This window comes from Neobacillus sp. NPDC093182 (assembly GCF_044754045.1).
Genome location: NZ_JBIVOI010000005.1, coordinates 239,798 through 257,802, shown reverse-complemented (window position 1 = coordinate 257,802; position 18,005 = coordinate 239,798). Strand labels below are relative to the sequence as shown.

The window sequence follows — 18,005 nt, the reverse complement described above, 5'->3', positions numbered from 1 at the left end:
TTACCACCTTCACCTTAGTCCGCTATTTCTACTTCTAGAAGCACTTCGCCATCAATAGCATGACAATCAATCGTATAAATATGCTGGTTAACAGAATCCGTTTCAATCGATACCACTTCACCATTAACGGTTGCTTTTAATGGTTGTCCTTCAGACAAGAATGCAAAGACTCCGCCTTCTTTTAACGTTAGCTTCAAACCAGACTCTGTGTTCCAACTATTTATAATTCCATGATTACAAATAAACTTATTAATAAGCCCAATTGGAGTAAGCGATTCTGTTACTGGAAGCAGGAGGTATATAGAACTTCCATTCTCGGCTAATTCGATATTGATCCGTTCTTCTTTTTTCAGCTTCCAATGTCTCTTTGTTAAGACATCAAAAAGGATGAACTCTTCACCTGCTAAATTAGGCACATCATTTGGCCCAATAGAACCTCTAACGATTTCATTTCCTTCAAAAATATTAAAAGCAGCGACAACACCTGCACCTTTACTTGAGTTCCAAATTTTTAGCGGCACCTTCGTTTTGAATGGATCAATAAATAAGCAATCCTCTGTTGGCAATCCAGGCTTGTCACAGCGTATAATTCGGCCATCCTTGTAGATTAACGGCCAAATCATTTCTGGATTCGTGGCATCCACAGCATCACTGAAATAAATTGGTCCACCACTAATGACGCGCAAAATCATATTTTGCTGATCATCATGGTTTTTCGTCCAATACATATCCCAATCGCCCCAATAGAAGGCACCGTGGTAAAAAGAATTATAGGCATTTTGCAGCGCATGTTCTTTAAAACCATTCATTTCTTGCGGGACAAAATCATCGCTATTCCGTGAAACAGCGGAGTAAGGACGATGCCAAATATTTTCCTCAGCCATTCCCATACAGTTGATAACCGTATTATTAAAATGTAAAGAACAAGACGCTTCAAGTGCTGTATGAGCTCCGCTTGCGGCTTCACCGACTGACTGGTTATGCGCCATAAAGTTTGTAATGGCACTTTGACTATCTACCTTAACAAAATCGATTCCATCTTTTTTAAGTTTTGAATGCCATGCATGCCAAAAACCAAAGCCTTCTTCCGTGTTAGGTGATGGGATTAAGCTGCCGTTTTTCGCTTGGAATAAATGCTTATCATAAGATTTAGCTAAAGAACTATCGGGTGCAATTCCTTCCCAATATCCTGCAAGCGTATGCCAAACCCCTACCCAGTTCACTCCAAACTTCTGCTTAAGTGAGGATACAGTACTTGATAATCCATTAGGGAATTTCTCCTGATCAGCCTCGAAGGATTGAAGTTTTTTTCCATTCACCTCTGACCAGCCATCATCAATCATCATCCATTTAACAGGGAGATTTTTTTGCTGTAATTCTTCTGCTTTCGTGAGAATTCCTTCCTCATTTACCGCATGATAAAAGGCATCCCAGCTGCACCAGCCTAAATAATCCAAAATTTCTGGATAGCTCTTTTCCTCTCTAGGCAAGACACGTTGACCACAGAAACTAGAAGCAATCTTTACATTGTCATTTACTAATTGGAAAGGATTATTTGACGTTCCAAAAATAAAGGCAAAGGTGCAAATCTGGTCATAGCCGCCATGATATGGAGAAACAGAAATCTGTAAGCCTTTTTCGGTTCCGACTAAATCTGTTCTCGCTTCTATATCACAAACAGGAAGCAGATGAAAATAACTATTATCATTTTTTAAAAGTAAGGATTGTGTTCGTTCAGGGATTTCCTTAATGTCGTTCGTAAAAAATGGACGTGTCCACCAATCTTTATGTTGATAGTTCGCCATTCCCTGATACTCTTCCATAAGGTTAGCAATCGTAATGTTAATTGCTTGCTGTGGAGCAAAATAAGCTTGTTTTTTAAACAATTCATCATTTTTAATAGTTGCATTTACAAATGTTGTCATAAACGAATCATAACAGCGGAATGTTAATACAGCCGTTACCGTTTCCAAATCATCACTATAATGATAACGATATTCCTTATAGGTGCCGTGATCATCTTCTACAGTATTCTCTTCCGCAGTTTTGAAATCTAAAGATAACGTAGAATGAGAATCAAGATTTACCGAGACTTGAATTCCTGCTAATATCCGCTGATTATGGTAAAGACAATCTAGCTCGTCTTGTTTTTTATCGAATTGAAACATAGTATGACTCCTTTAGTCTATTTTGGTCTGGATTTATCCTTCTATTTCAATTGCATATTTAGCAACAGAGAGAGACGCTAGGTCACCAACACTTTCTTTTAACCCTGAAGGAACAACCTCGCAAACCTCGAGCGAGTAAGGTAGGGCTTCTTTTCGCAGTTCTTCCATCACGATTGGTTTTAATAAAGCTTCTTGCCGCAAGTAAATGCTGCCGATAATAATTTTTTCGGGATTAAGTATATCAATTAATAGAGCTAAGCCTCTCCCTAATTTCTGCCCGACTATTTGATAAATCTGATTGGCCAGCTCATCCCCAGCATTTGCAGCATCAGCAACCGTTTTGGCTGTGATTTCTGCAATTTCTTCCCTTGTAGAACAAATCTCGGTCGTTTTTCCTTGATTGAACCATTCATTAACCATCAGTTGAGCTAAACGGGCAATACCGCCGCCACTGCAAAAGCCTTCAAATGATCCGGCCTTCCCGTATCCGATTGGACCGCCCTGTTCCAAACGAACATGGCCGACTTCGCCAGCCATATCATTTGTACCCGTATACAAGCGTCCATCTAATATGAACCCTGCACCCATTCCCGTTCCAAATGTTAGAAAGACCATGTTGTTCGTACCTTTTCCTGCGCCCCACTTCCACTCAGCCAGCGCACAGGCATTGGCATCGTTTTGGACAGAAACAGGGACTTGAAAACGATCCCTAAGCGGTGATAATACATCTATCCGGTCCCAGTTTGGTAAATTGGGAGGCGATAAGATGAGCCCTTTCTTACTATCAAGCGGACCGCCACAGCTTATTCCAATTGCTGTTAAGACAAGATCTTCTCTCTTTATTAAAATTTTCTCTAATTCGTCCATCATTTTTGTGAGCGCTTTTTCGGGTGTATCAGGAGTAGGAAAACTTTGTTTTGCTATAATCTGAATTCCTTGCATATCTTCAATACCAACTACTACGGCACACTTTGTTCCACCGATATCTATACCTGCTAGAACGGGTTTCATCCAAAAAACTCCTCCTCAAGCATGATACAAAGTGTGTGGTAAATAGGCAGATGTCTCTCCTGAATATCCGGTGTGCTATCAAAAGGAACACAGATGGTGATATCACAAAGCTCTTTTAAAGCCCCGCCACTTTTACCAGTGAATCCAACCGTTGTTAGTCCAAGCGCTTTTGCAACTTTTACAGCATGGTTAATATTGTTGGAATTACCTGAAGTACTAAAGCCAATGAAGACATCGCCGAGTTTTCCGTAACCGTAAACCTGTTGGGCAAACACCATGTCAGGAGCAACATCATTGGCAAAGGCTGTCATCAGTGCCGAATGGCTGACAAGCGAGATAGCAGGGAGTGCCCCCTGCAAATTCTCACCAAGATAGTCACTTCCATCTGCAGCTTCCTTTAACTTTGCTTTGATTGTTTGAGGTAAAGGCCGCTTGGACATAAATCCCTTCATTAATTCACCGACAACATGCTCACAGTCAGCTGCACTCCCCCCATTTCCAGCAAGCAGAAGTTTTCCATTTGCCTCATAGGACTTTTTAATCGCATTAAAAGCTTCCATAATACTGTTCTGACATTCTAGTAACTCTGGATATTTTCCAATTAGTTTTTCTAATCTAGTATTCATCGTGACATCCCCTATTAAAATCATTCTTTAATTTTCCTTAAGGTGGTCAATTGCCTTAGCAAAGAAATCAGGACTCCCGAAACTGCCTGACTTTAAGACAAGCATCATTGATGGCTTATTTAAACTCATACATGAGGGAAGACCGGGTTCAATTTCCTTCCAGACTCGAAGACCTTCAATCCCAAGCCTGCTGCAGACAGAAGCAGAGGTTTCACCACCTGCTATTAACAGGCGATTAGCATTAGTCTGTTTTACCGTTTCATCGATTACAAAAGCTAATGATTCAGATACGACCCTCGAAACCGCCGTATTCGAAAAACCTAAACTTGCGGCAATTTGTTTTGTAACTTTCACAACATCTGGGTTATTTGAAGAGTGCACCAGCACATCTTCACCCTTTGTTAAGTAAGTGACGAGCTTCGTGATAAGCTCCTCTATATGGGCTTCCTTTTGTCCAGAAAACAACCTGCGTGATTCCAATTCTAATACAGGAAGTCCTCGTTTCTTCATCTCTTCCACTTGCTTAAAGGTCTGTGGCATTAAACTGCCAGCCGCACATAGTATCCCTGTATCTAATTTTGGAATCTGAATAGCATGTGATTCCTTTTGACCTGAATTCATTACTAGTGCTAATTCTTCCGCAATTCCTGAAGCTCCACAGATAATCTTTTCCTCTTTGATTGCTCTTGCGATAACTTGTAAAGATAACTGGTCTCTAACATCAATCAGCAAGTAATTGCATTCTGTACGCATGCGTTCAATTTCTTGTTTGAGTATTTCGCTGCCTTGATCAATGATATCGACTTCCACAAGGGCTACTTTTCTCTTTGTTTGTGCCTGTAAAATTTCAACCAAATTAGAGTCGTACATCGGATGTACAGGGTCATGACGAAACTCAGAATCTGCTAATTTTTTTCCATGGACATAATGCTGTCCATTTATCGTGGTTCTTCCGTTTTTCGGGAAACCAAGTACTACGACAGCAAATTCGCTTTCAAGCGCATCCAGCATCGCATCAAATTCAGCACCAATATTTCCACGAAAAACCGAACATGTTTTATTAAAAAATTGTTCACATCCAAGTAACTGAAGATTTTTTGTGCTCGAAAAAACCTTCTTATAGGCTTCGTTATAAGAATCGAGACGAGAATTCGTATCGATGATTAATACTTCTGGTAGGAACGTTCCCATTTTTGATTGAGAAAATGGGTAAGGATAGACATCTGTTTGCCAGTCTGCTTTCGCATACATAATTCCAATATCATTTGCTCCTGTAATATCATCCGCAACAATTCCGATCAATTTTCCCACTTCCTTCGCGGCTTATATCCTGAATCATGAAGAAAGCTGTGTATCTCATTATCCGAAAGCTCTTGAAGAACGATACCGGCGTTGCGGGAGATGATGAGCATGCGGCATGCCATTTCTAATGTTTGCAGTGCCATTTTCGCTTCCTTTATGCTTGTATCATAAACAAGGACTCCATGGTTTTCTAATAAAAGAATGTTGGCGTTTTTCGCCTTTTCTCGAACGAGTTCTCCTAATTCAATTGAGCCAGGATGTGCATACGGGACACGTTCAATCCGTTCTAAATAATACATCCCTTCAACAAACCATGCAGCAGGTATGTCGAGTTGAGATGAAGCAATCAGCGTACTATATAAAGGTGAAGCGTGTAATACCGCACCGATTTCTGGCCTAGTTTCATAGATTGCTTGATGCATGGGTACTTCTTTCGAAGGATTGGGACCGAAACTAGATCTCTCGGAAACCCCTAAAGAGCATTCGGCAAAATCTTCTACATCTAAATCGCCTAAATAGGTCCCACTAGCTGTAATAAGGAAAGAATTGTTCTCTGTTTTCGCACTGATATTCCCTGAATTTCCCCAGGCAAGGTCATATTCCATCATGAATTTTCCTGTTTCCTGCAATTGCTTTTTTAGTTCTAGCAGCTTCTTATCGATGACCATTTCTACTCATCCCATTCAATTAGATTCGTTTCCCTAACTGGTTTTTCGCTATCTTTAGGGATTCGGAAAGTTTTGATTTCTGAAGGTTTAAAGGATGCCTTAAAGGAACGATTAAATTTCGGCAAAGTGATTTCAACTTCTGCTGCGACTTTATTCGTTTCATAAGCGCGAATAATCAAATCTTCATTGTCTTCTGCTTTCTTGATGGCGCTGATAAGCACATGATTTGCACCGCTTACGTTCACATATGAATCTGTTTGTGGTAATGAACCTTTATGGAAGGTTTCAATAATAGAAATTGGTTTACAATTTAATTCCGCTGCTCTTTTCACTGTTTCCGCATCTTCCCAGCTACCTTCATGTGGAAGTAACGAGTATTCAAAGCGCTGAATTCCTTGGTCGATAAACGTATATTCCCCGTCCTCTTCTGGAACAAGTGGATCATGATGGGCATAAATTGGACTACGCAATACCGTTAAAGAAAGCTCCTTATTGTGGATACTGTAACTATATTTTGCGTCATTCATCAAACTCAAACCATATACGCCTTCGTGGTTTGGACGAACACCCGTTACATCCACCCAGCTTTGACCCGGTTCCTCTTCGCCATTATGCTCCCGCTCGATTGTTCCATATGGAATTTCATATGTTTGTTTCCTAAAGATTGAATTGATTGGGAAAACTAGCTTTAGCATCTTGAACTTTTCGCGCCAATCAACAGTAACCTTCACATCAATCTGGTTTTTCTCTTGATACATGGTGAAGTCCTGAATCAATATAGAGCGCCCGTATTCACTTTTCACCCGAATCACAGATTTAACTGGTCCATACTCTGCTAGGTAAATCTTCGTCGCTTTAAACTCACCTAATTTATCGTTAAATTGGAGGGTATCATGGCTCCAAGTATCTGTTTTGTCATTTAGGACCATCGGTATTGCTGCAGGACCCGAAAAAACTTCATGCTCAACTTGTTTATCATATAAACTCTTAATCCAACCGGTTTCCGAATCCAACTCGATTCTAAAACGGTCGTTTTCCATGGCGTATTGGCTTACATTAATTGGTTCACCCACTGGTGTAACGCTGCTTAGTTCTGTATAAAGCTTGTAGACACGATATCCCATGGCCGGTAAATCAGCTAAAAAGTTTAAGCGCCAGCGACCCCCTGCTGTTGCTTGTGACTGTACGGTTTGAAATGGAACAGCATTGCCTTGATCATCCACTAAAACAGAGGTTGATTTAAAGCCGCCAATTTCAATTTCTACATTCACTTTGCTCTCCCATGCATGTGGGTTAAAGACAACAATTGGTTTCATTCTTTCATCCTGTTCGATATCGATTTTCCATGAAATCGATTGAACTGCATTATTTAAGGCCCGGTCAGCAATCGCGATCGCTTCACCATATAAATTCCTTGCATCTTCATAGGCAGGCTCAATACTCGTACCCGCTAAAATATCATGAAATTGATTAAATAAGATATTTTTCCAAGCCCGTTTGAATTCAACTGGATACGGTTGTCCTGTTAACCAAGATGCTAGGGCCGAATATTTTTCAGCTGTCATCACGATATTTTCTGCTTTACGATTGTATTGTTTCACACCGGAATGGGCAGCATAGCATCCGCTTGCATGGTGCTGCAGATCATCATGAACAACAGGTAAATCATTTGTATTTTTCATTTTTTCAAAAAATTCTTCAGGTGATGAAATTGTTAATTTAGGAAGACTAGCATCCTCATTCAACCGATAGATACTCTCAATGTTTTCCTTCGTTGGTCCGCCGCCATGGTTTCCAACTCCATAGAAAATCATCAGGTCATTGACGTTGCCTTTGAACTCGCCTTTATTTCGATGGACAATTCGATCAAGCTCTTTGCCCCATGAATTATATTCCTGCATAATTCGGAACGCCATTACACGTGTGCCATCATCTGATTCCCACCAAAAGAGCCTGCTAGGAAGACCTTTTTCATTTGGTGCAGGCCGCATAAAAACGTAAGAGTCCATTCCGCTTTTCTTTAGAATTTGTGGAAGCATGCCGTGATGACCAAAACTATCAACATTGTAGCCAACACGAGCTGTTACACCAAATTTCTCTTGAAAATAACGCTGGCCGTATAGACCCTGTCGTACAAACGATTCACCATTAGGGATATTGCAATCTGGCTGAATCCACCAGCCGCCAACAATTCGCCAGCGCCCTTCTTTAACCCGTTCTGTGATTTCAGCAAACATATCTGGATCATTTTCTTCTACCCATTCAAACATCGCTGCTGAACTACAGGTGAAAACGAAATCCTCATATTCTTTCATTCGGTCCAAGGCTGAACGAAAAGTGGCTTTTGTTTCTTGGAATCCCTCTTGCCATTGCCAAAGCCAAACTGGATCTAAGTGAGCATTACCAATCATATGAAATGTTTTATCTTTCATTTCCTAAAACCCCAATCTGTTGATTCTTTGTGTTATTGGTTGAAATGACTTGCTTTGTTATCACTTAATAAAAATTGAGTAATTTTTTCTGATACTGTTTCTTCGACTGCATCCTGACCTGCCTGCAATTCATCTAATGTTAATAGCTTACATTCAGCATTGGTCATTCTTTCTTCTCGTCCGATTGCTTTTAACAAAGAAAGCTCTAGGTCAGTGGCGATATTTACTTTACTCACGCCGCCGTTTGATAGCTGAAATGCTTTATGGATCATTTCACTCGGTACACCGGATCCGCCGTGAAGCACTAAATGGACAGGTGTTAACTCACGAATCTCACTTAAACGGTCATAATCAACCTTTGGTTCACGAACCATGTACACACCATGTGCTGTTCCGCATGATACCGCTAACGCATCGACACCTGTTTGTTTAACAAATTCTGCCGCTTCGATTGGATTTGTATATAATTCTTCATCTTTATCCGTTTCAATAAAATCAGTTGTACCAATCATACCAAGTTCTGCTTCAACAGATACTCCTTTTGCATGGGCATATTCCACAACCTCTTTTGTAATTTTTACATTTTCGTCAAATGGTTTTTCTGAGGCATCAATCATAACAGACGTGAACCCAGCTTCGATTGCCTCTTTAATCGTTTGTAAATCTTTCGTGTGATCGAGGTGTAACACGACAGGTACAGTAATCGCCAATTCTGCTACCTGATGATAAAACTCATCCGCAAATTCAAATGGTGTAATCCCATAACGTTCTAATTCTTTTTGTGAGATTTGAACAATAAGTGGTGAAGCTGTTTTTTGTCCTGCTTGTAAAACTGGTTTAATCATTGCTGTATAACGTGGTGAAAACGAACCTGTTGCATACTGAAATTCTTCTGCCATCTTTAGCGCTTCGGTTAATGGGAGTACGTTTGCTGGTTTTACTTTATTCATCATGATCATTCCTTTTATTTTATAGTTTGTAAGGTGTTTTTAACTGCTTCCATACCTAACTCAGGACTCGTTACAAATTGTCGCTGCTCATCTGCCGTAAAGGTTGAAACAACTCTGGCCATCGAAGCCTGAGCTAGAACAACGATATCGACTGTTTTTGCTAATTGACGTAAAGCAACTGCAAGGTCCGAATCATGACCTTCTTTATCGCCTGCCATTAATTTCTGATAGGCTGATGCCACTAGAATCGGTTCAAACTCAACATCTTTCTGTTTCTCAGTTGCTTTTTGTTTCAGCAAATCTAATGTTGGCTTTAGTGTGGTTTCCAATGTAGCTGCAACCCCAATTTTTGCAGCAGTGTTAATCGCATATTCTGCCATCGCATCATCAATTCGGACAATTGGCGTCGTCACTTTTGGTTGAGTTAAGGAAACAAGTTCACCAATCGAAGAACAAGCATTCAAAATACAATCAGCACCTTGCTCTTGTGCAACCTTCGCATAAATTTCCCAGCGTTCGGCAATTTCTTGGACATTTCCTCCATTATTACTTAATTGCGGCAAGATGGAATCATCGACTATATTGATAATTTCACAATCTCCAATCATTTTGTTGGCTAAATCCTTTAACGTTTCAACCGTGACTGGCGTCGTATGGATAATCGCAAGTTTCTTTTTCATCTCTTCATCACTCCAATTTGATAGTAAGATAGCTGCTGCCGATATAGTAAACTCAACTAACCATCATGGCAGACCAGGATGGCTAATTGAATTCTCAATTAAGATAGCTTCAAATCGCTATTAAAAGCTAATGCTTCCTGGGCAGCATACAGCACTAGACCAACACACCAGGAATGAGATAGTGTTAACATCATTCCCTTCGGCTGAAAGCAATTTGTATTATAAAAACGCTCCGTGACCATCCCTTTATAGGCATTAAAATCACCATCTTTTCTGGCAATAAATTGCAAGAAACAAGCGATATGATCTCGCGTTCGGTCCAAGTAATAGGAATCATCCGTATATTTCCATAAACGAAGCATTTCTGGAACACAAAACAGGCCATAATTATGTAAATGCTGATTAGACGGTGATGCTTGGTCTGCACCACGAGAGCGGAAGTCGTACTGATTCAGCAATGTATGCTCTGGAAATGCTAGATTGTAAGTCCAACGGAAAGTCATTAACCAATCTGCAGCAGATTTTGCAAGCGCTAACCATTTTTCATTTTTATCAGTTTCATAGAGTAATACATATGCGACCACCGCATTATAAGCATCTTCAGATGTTGGTGTTAAATGGACATCTTCTGGCGCTCCATAAATGTATTCATCTACCACAAATTTTTCATAATAATAGCCTGCTTTTTCTGCTGCAGCACGATACGCTTCTTTTTCAAAAAATGTACTTCCTTCTAATAAAGAGGCAATCCATAAAATACCTCCCGCACCGTCCCACTCTTCGACGTCTCCTGTTTCACAGTGATAATAAGAGCCGAAATTTCCATCAGGACGTTGACGCTCGACAGCAAAGTTTAAATTGGATGTTACAGCTTTTTCCCAGTCAGGATGGCTAAATCCTGATTGTTTCTCAAAAGATAGGGCACGAACCAAAAACAAGGTTGCCTCAGAAACCGTTCTTGCTTGTAACCAAGTGTTTTTCGGATTCCAACCAGTTCCCCAGCCTTTTCCGAGTACCCATGATGCCCAAAACGTCCCACTCGGAGCAAGCGCCGAAGCAATATTATTCATGACATCAATAGCAGCATCAACATACTGTTGAATCCCTTTATTTCTTCCATATGTAAGTAATGCATATGCATACGGTACGCCACTGACCCAGCCAACATGCATATGGGGCCGATCTCCCATTCCTTTTACATTGTTATTAAACTCACGATCGAAGGCGGCGGTTTCTGCTAGAATGCTATGTTCAGGCATATAATGCCAACGATATAAGCCATGTGCTGTTAATTCTGCTGCTTCTTCAAGTCCCATCCACGGATTTAATGCATACTCTTGCTGATGTTGCTTATAGATTTCACGCACGAAAGGATCATAGGAATGTAAATCAGCTGAACCTGTATAGATTTTCACTCGCAAAGTGACTGTTTCACCTGGTTTAAAGGTATATAGAGATATATCCTTTGGCTCAGGAATTGGCTGCCCAACAAATGTGACCGGTTCCTCTTTGTAAGGAAAATTCACCCAAATGGAAGTTTCAGATTCATTTCCTTTAAAACCTAAGCCTGTCAACCCAAGTGCAGACATTTCCTCCACACAAAAAGCCCCACACATCTCATCATTCCAAGCAAAAACTGCTGGGAGTGCCGCACGGTCCGATCGAAAGGACCAGTGATCAGATACCATTTCTTCATGATTGCCATCACGGTAATCATATCTTGGGTATTGCCGCGCATTATGCTCAAAGCGATTTTCTTTGTAAAAGGCACCTGGGATCATCCAAGTCGGCTTTCCGTTTCCTACTAATTCAGCTTTAAACTGTAATCCATAATCCCCTGGAACTTCCTGGTTGTAGCGAACGATTAAGTCAACTTCAATAAAATGACAACCATCTTGAACCGGTTTCCACTCAGATTGAACCGAAAATAGCTCTCCATTGCCCGACACGCGGAAGCTGTCATCAACCTGATCGGCTTCTGTTATTTGGATTTCCTCTACCGTCTGTTCACTGTTATAGATTTCAAGCAGTGATGACAGTTTTAGAAAAGCATTATTGCTCTTTCGTTCTGACGAATGCACTTCAATTTCATTATGATGAAGGTTAATAAAAGTACTCAAGGAAATCACACCTTTAATTTGTAAAATTCAATCAGGTTGTCTCTAAAAATTCGCTGTGCAAACTCAACCGCTTCACTTTCTGTTAACATATGGTCTTGTACTTTTTCGACTAAAACGTCTCCTACAATCTTACGGGCAAGCTTCTGATGAGCATAGGTTCCTTCAATAAAATTGTAATCTCCTCCAAAACCAAAAATCTTTGTTTGAGGAACCATTTCAATCATTTGGTGCAATATTTGTTTCGCAATTGTAGGTGAAAGGATATACACCCATGTAAAATCTGCATATACATTCGGATAGTTTTTTACAATGTTCAAATATTCTTGGTGGTATGGAATACCGCAATGTAACAAAACAAATTTTGCATCAGGATAAGCAAGTAATAGCGGAATTAAATCAGAAACCTTTGAGTTTGTAATAATATTGCCGTTCCCTGAAACACTGGTTTCATGATGTCCTGTATGAATCTGAATTGGTAAATCATTTTTTATTGATCCTTGGATAATATGATGAATCAAGAAATCTTGTAAAACAATCGCTTCCTGTTGCGACATTGGCTCGTCTAAAAACGAAGAAAGTAAGCGATTAAAACATTTTTCCGCTTCATAAAATGTTGGTTTCGACGATTTAAGCGTTCTCCAGTAGGCATGTCCGAGCTTTGTTGCAACCATCCCTTCAGAGACAAATTTATTTAATAAGGCATCGACAGCATGAAGATAATCCTGGAATGTATGAACATTCACTCCTGAATGTCTTCCAATTACCTGTATATCCTTAATTGTTCTCAATTTATATGCGTAGTCCAAGAACATGACTGGACGAAAAAGAGAAAAATCAACATTCGTCGTATAAGCTAATGTAATAGCCATATCAATTCCCGACTTTTCCTTTAACACTTTCCGATACCATTGATCATCATTTGTAGCCGCTCTTACCTTTTCATTTAAGGCTAGTATGCTATTAACAGACCATTCTTCCATTCCATATAAGTCCTGTACAGCTGTATTTAAAGTACGTGCATAAGTTGTATTTTTTGTTTTTTGATAGAAGGTTAAAAATTGCTCGGCTTTCTCTTCATTACTTAATGGTGAATTCTTACTTAAGATCCCGCGTTTCATTCCAGCCGTTATTAAGTCTGACTCTAAATAATGAAGAAGACCAAAAAAATCCACTTTATTTTTTTTCCGAATTTCCACCGGATCAATGTGTTCATGGCCATCGATAATGCGAATTTTGTTAATTTCTTCATGGATACTACTCATTGTACTGCTCCTCTCAAAGATGAAAGGATGACTTAAAAAATTCACCTTTCTTCCCACTCAAAAGCGCTTTTAAATCCACGATTTTGAGTGGGAGGGGCTTCACTTTCATTTTTAAGCCATCTTTAACTCTTACAACTTACTAATTAATCAACCTTAAGTTCAGGGAAAGAGTTCTGTACTTCTTTTTTGAATTTTTTAATCACTTCATCAATATCCGCATTATCTTTGATTCCCTGTCCTGCTACTTTTCTCCACTTACTTAACACTTCTTCGCCATACTTGTCTGATTTAGTTCCAGGAATTTCTTTCACCATTTCGTAATATGGCTTTAAAATATTTTGCTCACCAAACATCGGAGTTCTGAATGTTTCTAAGTTCTTTTCATAAACTGTTAATAATCCTGGCATGTTCCCTGTTGCTTCTAGGTTGTGCTGCTGCCATTCTTCACCTGCAATGAATTCAATAAACCTATATGCTAACTCTTTATTTTCTGACTTTTCATAGATAGAACGGTATGTTCCACCCATGTAAAATCCTTTTGGAGTTTTCGCCACGCCATATTTATCTTTTGCGCTATCATCTTTGTTATCAACCATGAAACCTGCCCAAGCCGGCATTGCATTTAATACAACACTTCCATCATTGATGGCATTTCCCCAGCCTGCTGAGAAGAATTCAAGCTTTGCATCAACGTCATTATTAAAGATTTCTTTTTGAATTTCATAATTCTCTTTCCAGCTATCATCGATCGTTAATTTCCCATCCTTCACCCAAGGCTTGGCGTGATTGGCTTCAACATTGTAAACATCACCAAAATGAGAAATTAAATGAACTTGTCCGTTACTGTCTTGATTCACTTTCTTACCTAACTCAATAATTTTGTCCCATGAATCGACCATGGCACTAATTTCATCTGGGTTGTCAGTTCCTAAAAATTTTTTAGCATTTTCTTTGATATACCAGAATCCACCCGGTGAAGAGTGGTCAGAAATCGCTCGTACATCACCCTTACTATCTCTGCCTAATGCTTGTACATATGGAACGTAATCCTTAACAAGATCTTCAGCACCCATATCAGTTAGGTTCGCTGTATACTTAGAATTAATAAACTTGTCAATATAGGCTCTTTCTAAGTCAAAAATATCGGGTACACCTTTTCCTGACTGAAGCACATTCAGTAGCTTTGTTTGATATTGATCGCCAGGGAAGATTTTCACTTCAACTTCTGCATCTGGATATTTTTTCTCAAATTCTTTAGCCATATCTTCAACTTGCCCAAAGAATGTCCAGATTGTTAATTTACCTTCGACTTTATTGCTATCACCCTTTTTATCATCAGAAGCATTTGTATTTTCACTGTTAGAACATCCAGCAAATAATGCTAGAACAAGAACAGAAGCTAATAGGATAGAAAGCCACTTTTTCATATAGATGTACAGCCCCTTTTTTGGTATAATTAACGTCTATTGTTTTTCTTATCGTTCTCTTTTAGTGCCTAAGACCGTCAATTCTTTTACACTTAATCGAGTTTGATAAGTTCTGTATTCTTCAGTGATAGATGTTACCATCCTTTCACTGAAGTTTTTTATTTATGTATTTTCCACACCACCCCAATCAATTTTAAGGAGGATTATCCTTTTAATGCTCCTGCTGTAACTCCGCTGATTATTTTCTTAGAAACAACCGAGAAGAAGATTAAAATTGGAATAACTGATATAACAATTCCCACATACATGGCTCCAAAGTCTGTTGAGAACTGTGATTTTACCATCGCAATCATAACTGGTAGCGGTTGCATTTCATTGTCAAACAGGACAATCATAGGTGTTAAGAAGTCATTCCACTTTCCGATAAAAGAGAAGATACCCAATGTTGCAAGCGCTGGCATCAGCAATGGCAATACTAAACGATGGAAAATTTTTAACTCACCGCAGCCATCGATTCTTCCTGATTCTAGAATTTCTGTTGGGATACTAGAATCACACATTTGCTTCATAAAGAAGATACCAAATGCATTCGAAATGGATGGAAGAATGAGCGGCCAATAGGTGTTTAACATTTGAAAGCTATCCATCAACTTGAAAAATCCAATAATACCTAACTGACCTGGAATCATCATCGTCCCTAATACAGCAAGGAAAAGAATATTTTTGTATTTGAAGTTATATTTTGAAAACCCATAACCTGCTAATGCCGAGAAGTATAAGTTCAATACAGTTGAAGTAACCGTAATAAACACGGTATTCGCAAAACCTCTCCAAATTGGCACGGTATCAATTAAACGTTTATAGTTTTCGATAAACTCACTGCCAGGAACGAGCAGCAGTTTCCTTGCAATATCTGAATTTTCGTGAGATGAAGTAACCATCATACTGTAAAAAGGCAGCAGACAGGTGAAGGCAACTGCAATCAGCAAAAAGTATACTGCAAATTTACCTAAGAATATTTTTGCATTAAACTCTTTTTTTGTTTTCCTTTTGCTAAAGGAAATACTTTTTTCTACAACACTATCATTAGCTTTCATAAGGATCCCCTTTCATTCCAAGCTGAAAGTCTCCTACTTTTCTAAAGTAAAAAGATATTTTACTGTTCAACTTTGTTCATTTTTGAAAACTTCATTGTAATTAATGAGAAGAACAAGATGATGATAAAGATTGCATATGCAATCGCTGCTCCGTAACTATAATCAAAGCGCTGGAAAGCGGTTTGGAATAAGTACATCACCATCGTCAGTGTCGAATTATCCGGTCCATTTCCTAGCATTAACGGCGCATCAAACAATTGAAGACCACCAATAACGGAAGTAATAAACGTAAATAATAGTACCGGTCTTAATAAAGGCAATGTTATTTTAGTCGCAATATCCCATTTCGAAGCTCCATCTACTCTAGCAGCCTCATACAATTCTTCTTGTATCGATTGAAGACCAGCGATAAATACTAGCATATTGAACCCAAAGTATTGCCACATAATCACTCCTGCAACAATAAACCTTGAAAGCCAAGGGCTATTAAACCAGTTTACTGGGTCATCAATAAGCCCGATCCCCATCAAAAATTTATTTACACTTCCTGTTTGCCAATCAAACATTAAGCTGAACAAAACCCCTAGTGTGACAGGTGTTACAATATTGGGGAAATAAAACACAGCGCGAAAGAAATGCTTTCCTTTAATAAATTTTTCGTTTAGGATCATAGCTAACGCCAATGCAAGGATCAATTGCGGAACAATTGATAAAATCCAGATGATTAATGTGTTTCCGATCGCTTTAAAAAAGAATGTATCTTGAAGTAATCGTGAATAATTATCTAATCCTACAAACACGGGGTCTGAGAACCCATCCCACTTCGTAAAGCTTAAATAGAGTGAGAAAATAATAGGCACTAAACCAAAAATAAGAAATGTAATAAAGTATGGAAGTACAAAATAGAATCCATATTTTGATTTATTAATAGAAGAACTTCTCATGTTTTCACAGCCTTTTAAACTTTTTTTCCACCTTTTCCTATTTTTCTTTGGATTTTTCGATGTCATTTGAGTAAAGTCTATCAATCTAGAAACTCGACTTATTTTAAAGTAGAAACCGGTTCGGATATCTTCCTGCATGAGTCACGAATAATTAATTCAGGTTTTAAAAGATGGCGTTTTGCTGGGTACTCTTCTCCAGTTTCCATCCTATTAAACAATTCCATTGCTGCTTTCATGCCCATTTGCATAAATGGCTGTTTTACCGTCGTTAATGATGGATATACCCAGCTCGCCAACGTGATGTCGTCAAAACCCGTTATCGAAAAATTAGTGGGAACATGATATCCTCGCTCTTGAAACGCTCTTAATGCCCCAATTGCTGTTTCATCATTGGAAGCAACGACCGCAGTGAAATCTCCGTCAGCTAGTAACTGATTCATCGCACGATAACCACCCTCATTCGACCAGTCAGTAGTAACAATCCAACTTGGATTGACTTCTAATCCTAGTTGTCCGATTGTTTCAAGATAACCTGATAAGCGGCATTTTGTGGCCGCAGCATCCTCTGGCCCTGAAATATAGGCTATTTTTTCGTGCCCAATACGATGAAGGTAGCGAACAAGTTCAGCAATACCGTAATAATTATCAACATCAACTGAAATGACATTCGGGACACCAGCGGAATCTCCAAAAACAACAACTGGGAACCCAGCTTCAGCTATTTCCACTAATTCCTGTTTGTCTCTTTTACTAAAGCTAATCATAATGATTCCATCAACATGTCCTTCAAAAAATAAATTTTGAAAATAAGACTCCTTATATTTATTTGAGGTCATACTGTAGAACACACAATTAAAACCTTTTTCCTTTGCTACCTCTTCAATTCCTCTGAATATGGATGGATAAAAAATGTTCGTAATACTGTCAACCACGATACCAATGGTTTGTGTTTTACTTCTAACTAATCTTCTCGCATTTTCATTGCGGTGATAGTTCAATTCCTTTATCGCCTTTTTTAATGCTTCATCTGTTTCTTTTTTTACTGGTAAACCATTCAAATAACGAGAGACAGTGCTTTTGGATGTATTGGCCAGTTTAGCCACATCTTTGATTGTAGGATTCATTATTGTCCTCCTCTCCTTTAGTTTAATATTTTCCTTTTTCATAAATAGGAACGTTCCCAAAATTGATCAAGCCGATTCATTCCGATAATTAAACACTGTTGCTCAACCTACGATCCTCAATCCAAGTAGAATAATGCTCATAATTTAGGAAAATTCACAAAATGAAAGAATAGAGTTACCACTATACAAGGGTT

At 39.0% G+C, this 18,005-nt stretch carries 14 protein-coding genes; all 14 read right to left on the bottom strand.

All coding sequences use genetic code 11. The features are described from left to right. Positions 1 to 14 precede the first annotated feature (14 nt). The 14 genes from ACIQAA_RS11995 to ACIQAA_RS11930 all read right to left on the bottom strand — a co-directional run bounded on the left by ACIQAA_RS11995 (position 15) and on the right by ACIQAA_RS11930 (position 17,811). Positions 15 to 2,168, bottom strand: coding sequence for a Sip1-related alpha-galactosidase (locus tag ACIQAA_RS11995; protein ID WP_402619383.1), 2,154 nt, complete (start codon positions 2,166 to 2,168; stop codon positions 15 to 17). Positions 2,169 to 2,201: 33 nt separating this feature from the next. Beyond that, positions 2,202 to 3,179, bottom strand: coding sequence for an ROK family protein (locus ACIQAA_RS11990; protein ID WP_402619380.1), 978 nt, complete (start codon positions 3,177 to 3,179; stop codon positions 2,202 to 2,204). Beyond that, entirely contained in the window at positions 3,176 to 3,805 is a 630-nt protein-coding gene (locus tag ACIQAA_RS11985) for a D-sedoheptulose-7-phosphate isomerase (RefSeq protein WP_402619377.1), read from the bottom strand. The genes ACIQAA_RS11990 and ACIQAA_RS11985 overlap by 4 nt, the downstream gene beginning before the upstream one ends. A gap of 27 nt (positions 3,806 to 3,832) precedes the next feature. Further along, a complete protein-coding gene (locus tag ACIQAA_RS11980) occupies positions 3,833 to 5,107 on the bottom strand; it encodes a four-carbon acid sugar kinase family protein (RefSeq protein ID WP_402619374.1) in 1,275 nt (424 codons plus the stop codon). After that, on the bottom strand, positions 5,104 to 5,775 hold the full coding sequence (locus ACIQAA_RS11975) for a class II aldolase/adducin family protein (protein ID WP_402619371.1): 672 nt from the start codon (positions 5,773 to 5,775) through the stop codon (positions 5,104 to 5,106). Before ACIQAA_RS11975 ends, ACIQAA_RS11980 begins: the two co-directional genes overlap by 4 nt. A gap of 2 nt (positions 5,776 to 5,777) precedes the next feature. Further along, positions 5,778 to 8,207, bottom strand: coding sequence for an alpha-mannosidase (locus tag ACIQAA_RS11970; protein WP_402619368.1), 2,430 nt, complete (start codon positions 8,205 to 8,207; stop codon positions 5,778 to 5,780). A 32-nt stretch (positions 8,208 to 8,239) separates the two neighbouring features. Next, on the bottom strand, positions 8,240 to 9,157 hold the full coding sequence (locus ACIQAA_RS11965) for a class II fructose-bisphosphate aldolase (RefSeq protein ID WP_402619365.1): 918 nt from the start codon (positions 9,155 to 9,157) through the stop codon (positions 8,240 to 8,242). Between the two features lie 14 nt (positions 9,158 to 9,171). Beyond that, positions 9,172 to 9,837 (bottom strand): aspartate/glutamate racemase family protein, encoded by a 666-nt coding sequence (locus ACIQAA_RS11960; protein ID WP_402619362.1) that lies wholly within the window; start codon positions 9,835 to 9,837, stop codon positions 9,172 to 9,174. Positions 9,838 to 9,935: 98 nt separating this feature from the next. Next, positions 9,936 to 11,957: a YyaL domain-containing protein gene (locus tag ACIQAA_RS11955; protein ID WP_402619359.1), complete on the bottom strand. Its 2,022-nt coding sequence runs from the start codon at positions 11,955 to 11,957 to the stop codon at positions 9,936 to 9,938. Between the two features lie 5 nt (positions 11,958 to 11,962). After that, positions 11,963 to 13,219 carry an amidohydrolase family protein gene (locus ACIQAA_RS11950; protein ID WP_402619356.1) on the bottom strand — a complete coding sequence of 419 codons (1,257 nt, stop codon included), beginning with the start codon at positions 13,217 to 13,219 and terminating at the stop codon, positions 11,963 to 11,965. Between the two features lie 143 nt (positions 13,220 to 13,362). Next, positions 13,363 to 14,646 (bottom strand): ABC transporter substrate-binding protein, encoded by a 1,284-nt coding sequence (locus ACIQAA_RS11945; protein ID WP_402619353.1) that lies wholly within the window; start codon positions 14,644 to 14,646, stop codon positions 13,363 to 13,365. A 203-nt stretch (positions 14,647 to 14,849) separates the two neighbouring features. After that, positions 14,850 to 15,743 (bottom strand): carbohydrate ABC transporter permease, encoded by an 894-nt coding sequence (locus ACIQAA_RS11940; RefSeq protein WP_402619350.1) that lies wholly within the window; start codon positions 15,741 to 15,743, stop codon positions 14,850 to 14,852. Between the two features lie 59 nt (positions 15,744 to 15,802). Beyond that, positions 15,803 to 16,687 carry a carbohydrate ABC transporter permease gene (locus ACIQAA_RS11935; RefSeq protein WP_402619347.1) on the bottom strand — a complete coding sequence of 295 codons (885 nt, stop codon included), beginning with the start codon at positions 16,685 to 16,687 and terminating at the stop codon, positions 15,803 to 15,805. Positions 16,688 to 16,785: 98 nt separating this feature from the next. Beyond that, a complete protein-coding gene (locus ACIQAA_RS11930; RefSeq protein WP_402619344.1) occupies positions 16,786 to 17,811 on the bottom strand; it encodes a LacI family DNA-binding transcriptional regulator in 1,026 nt (341 codons plus the stop codon). Positions 17,812 to 18,005: the final 194 nt, after the last annotated feature.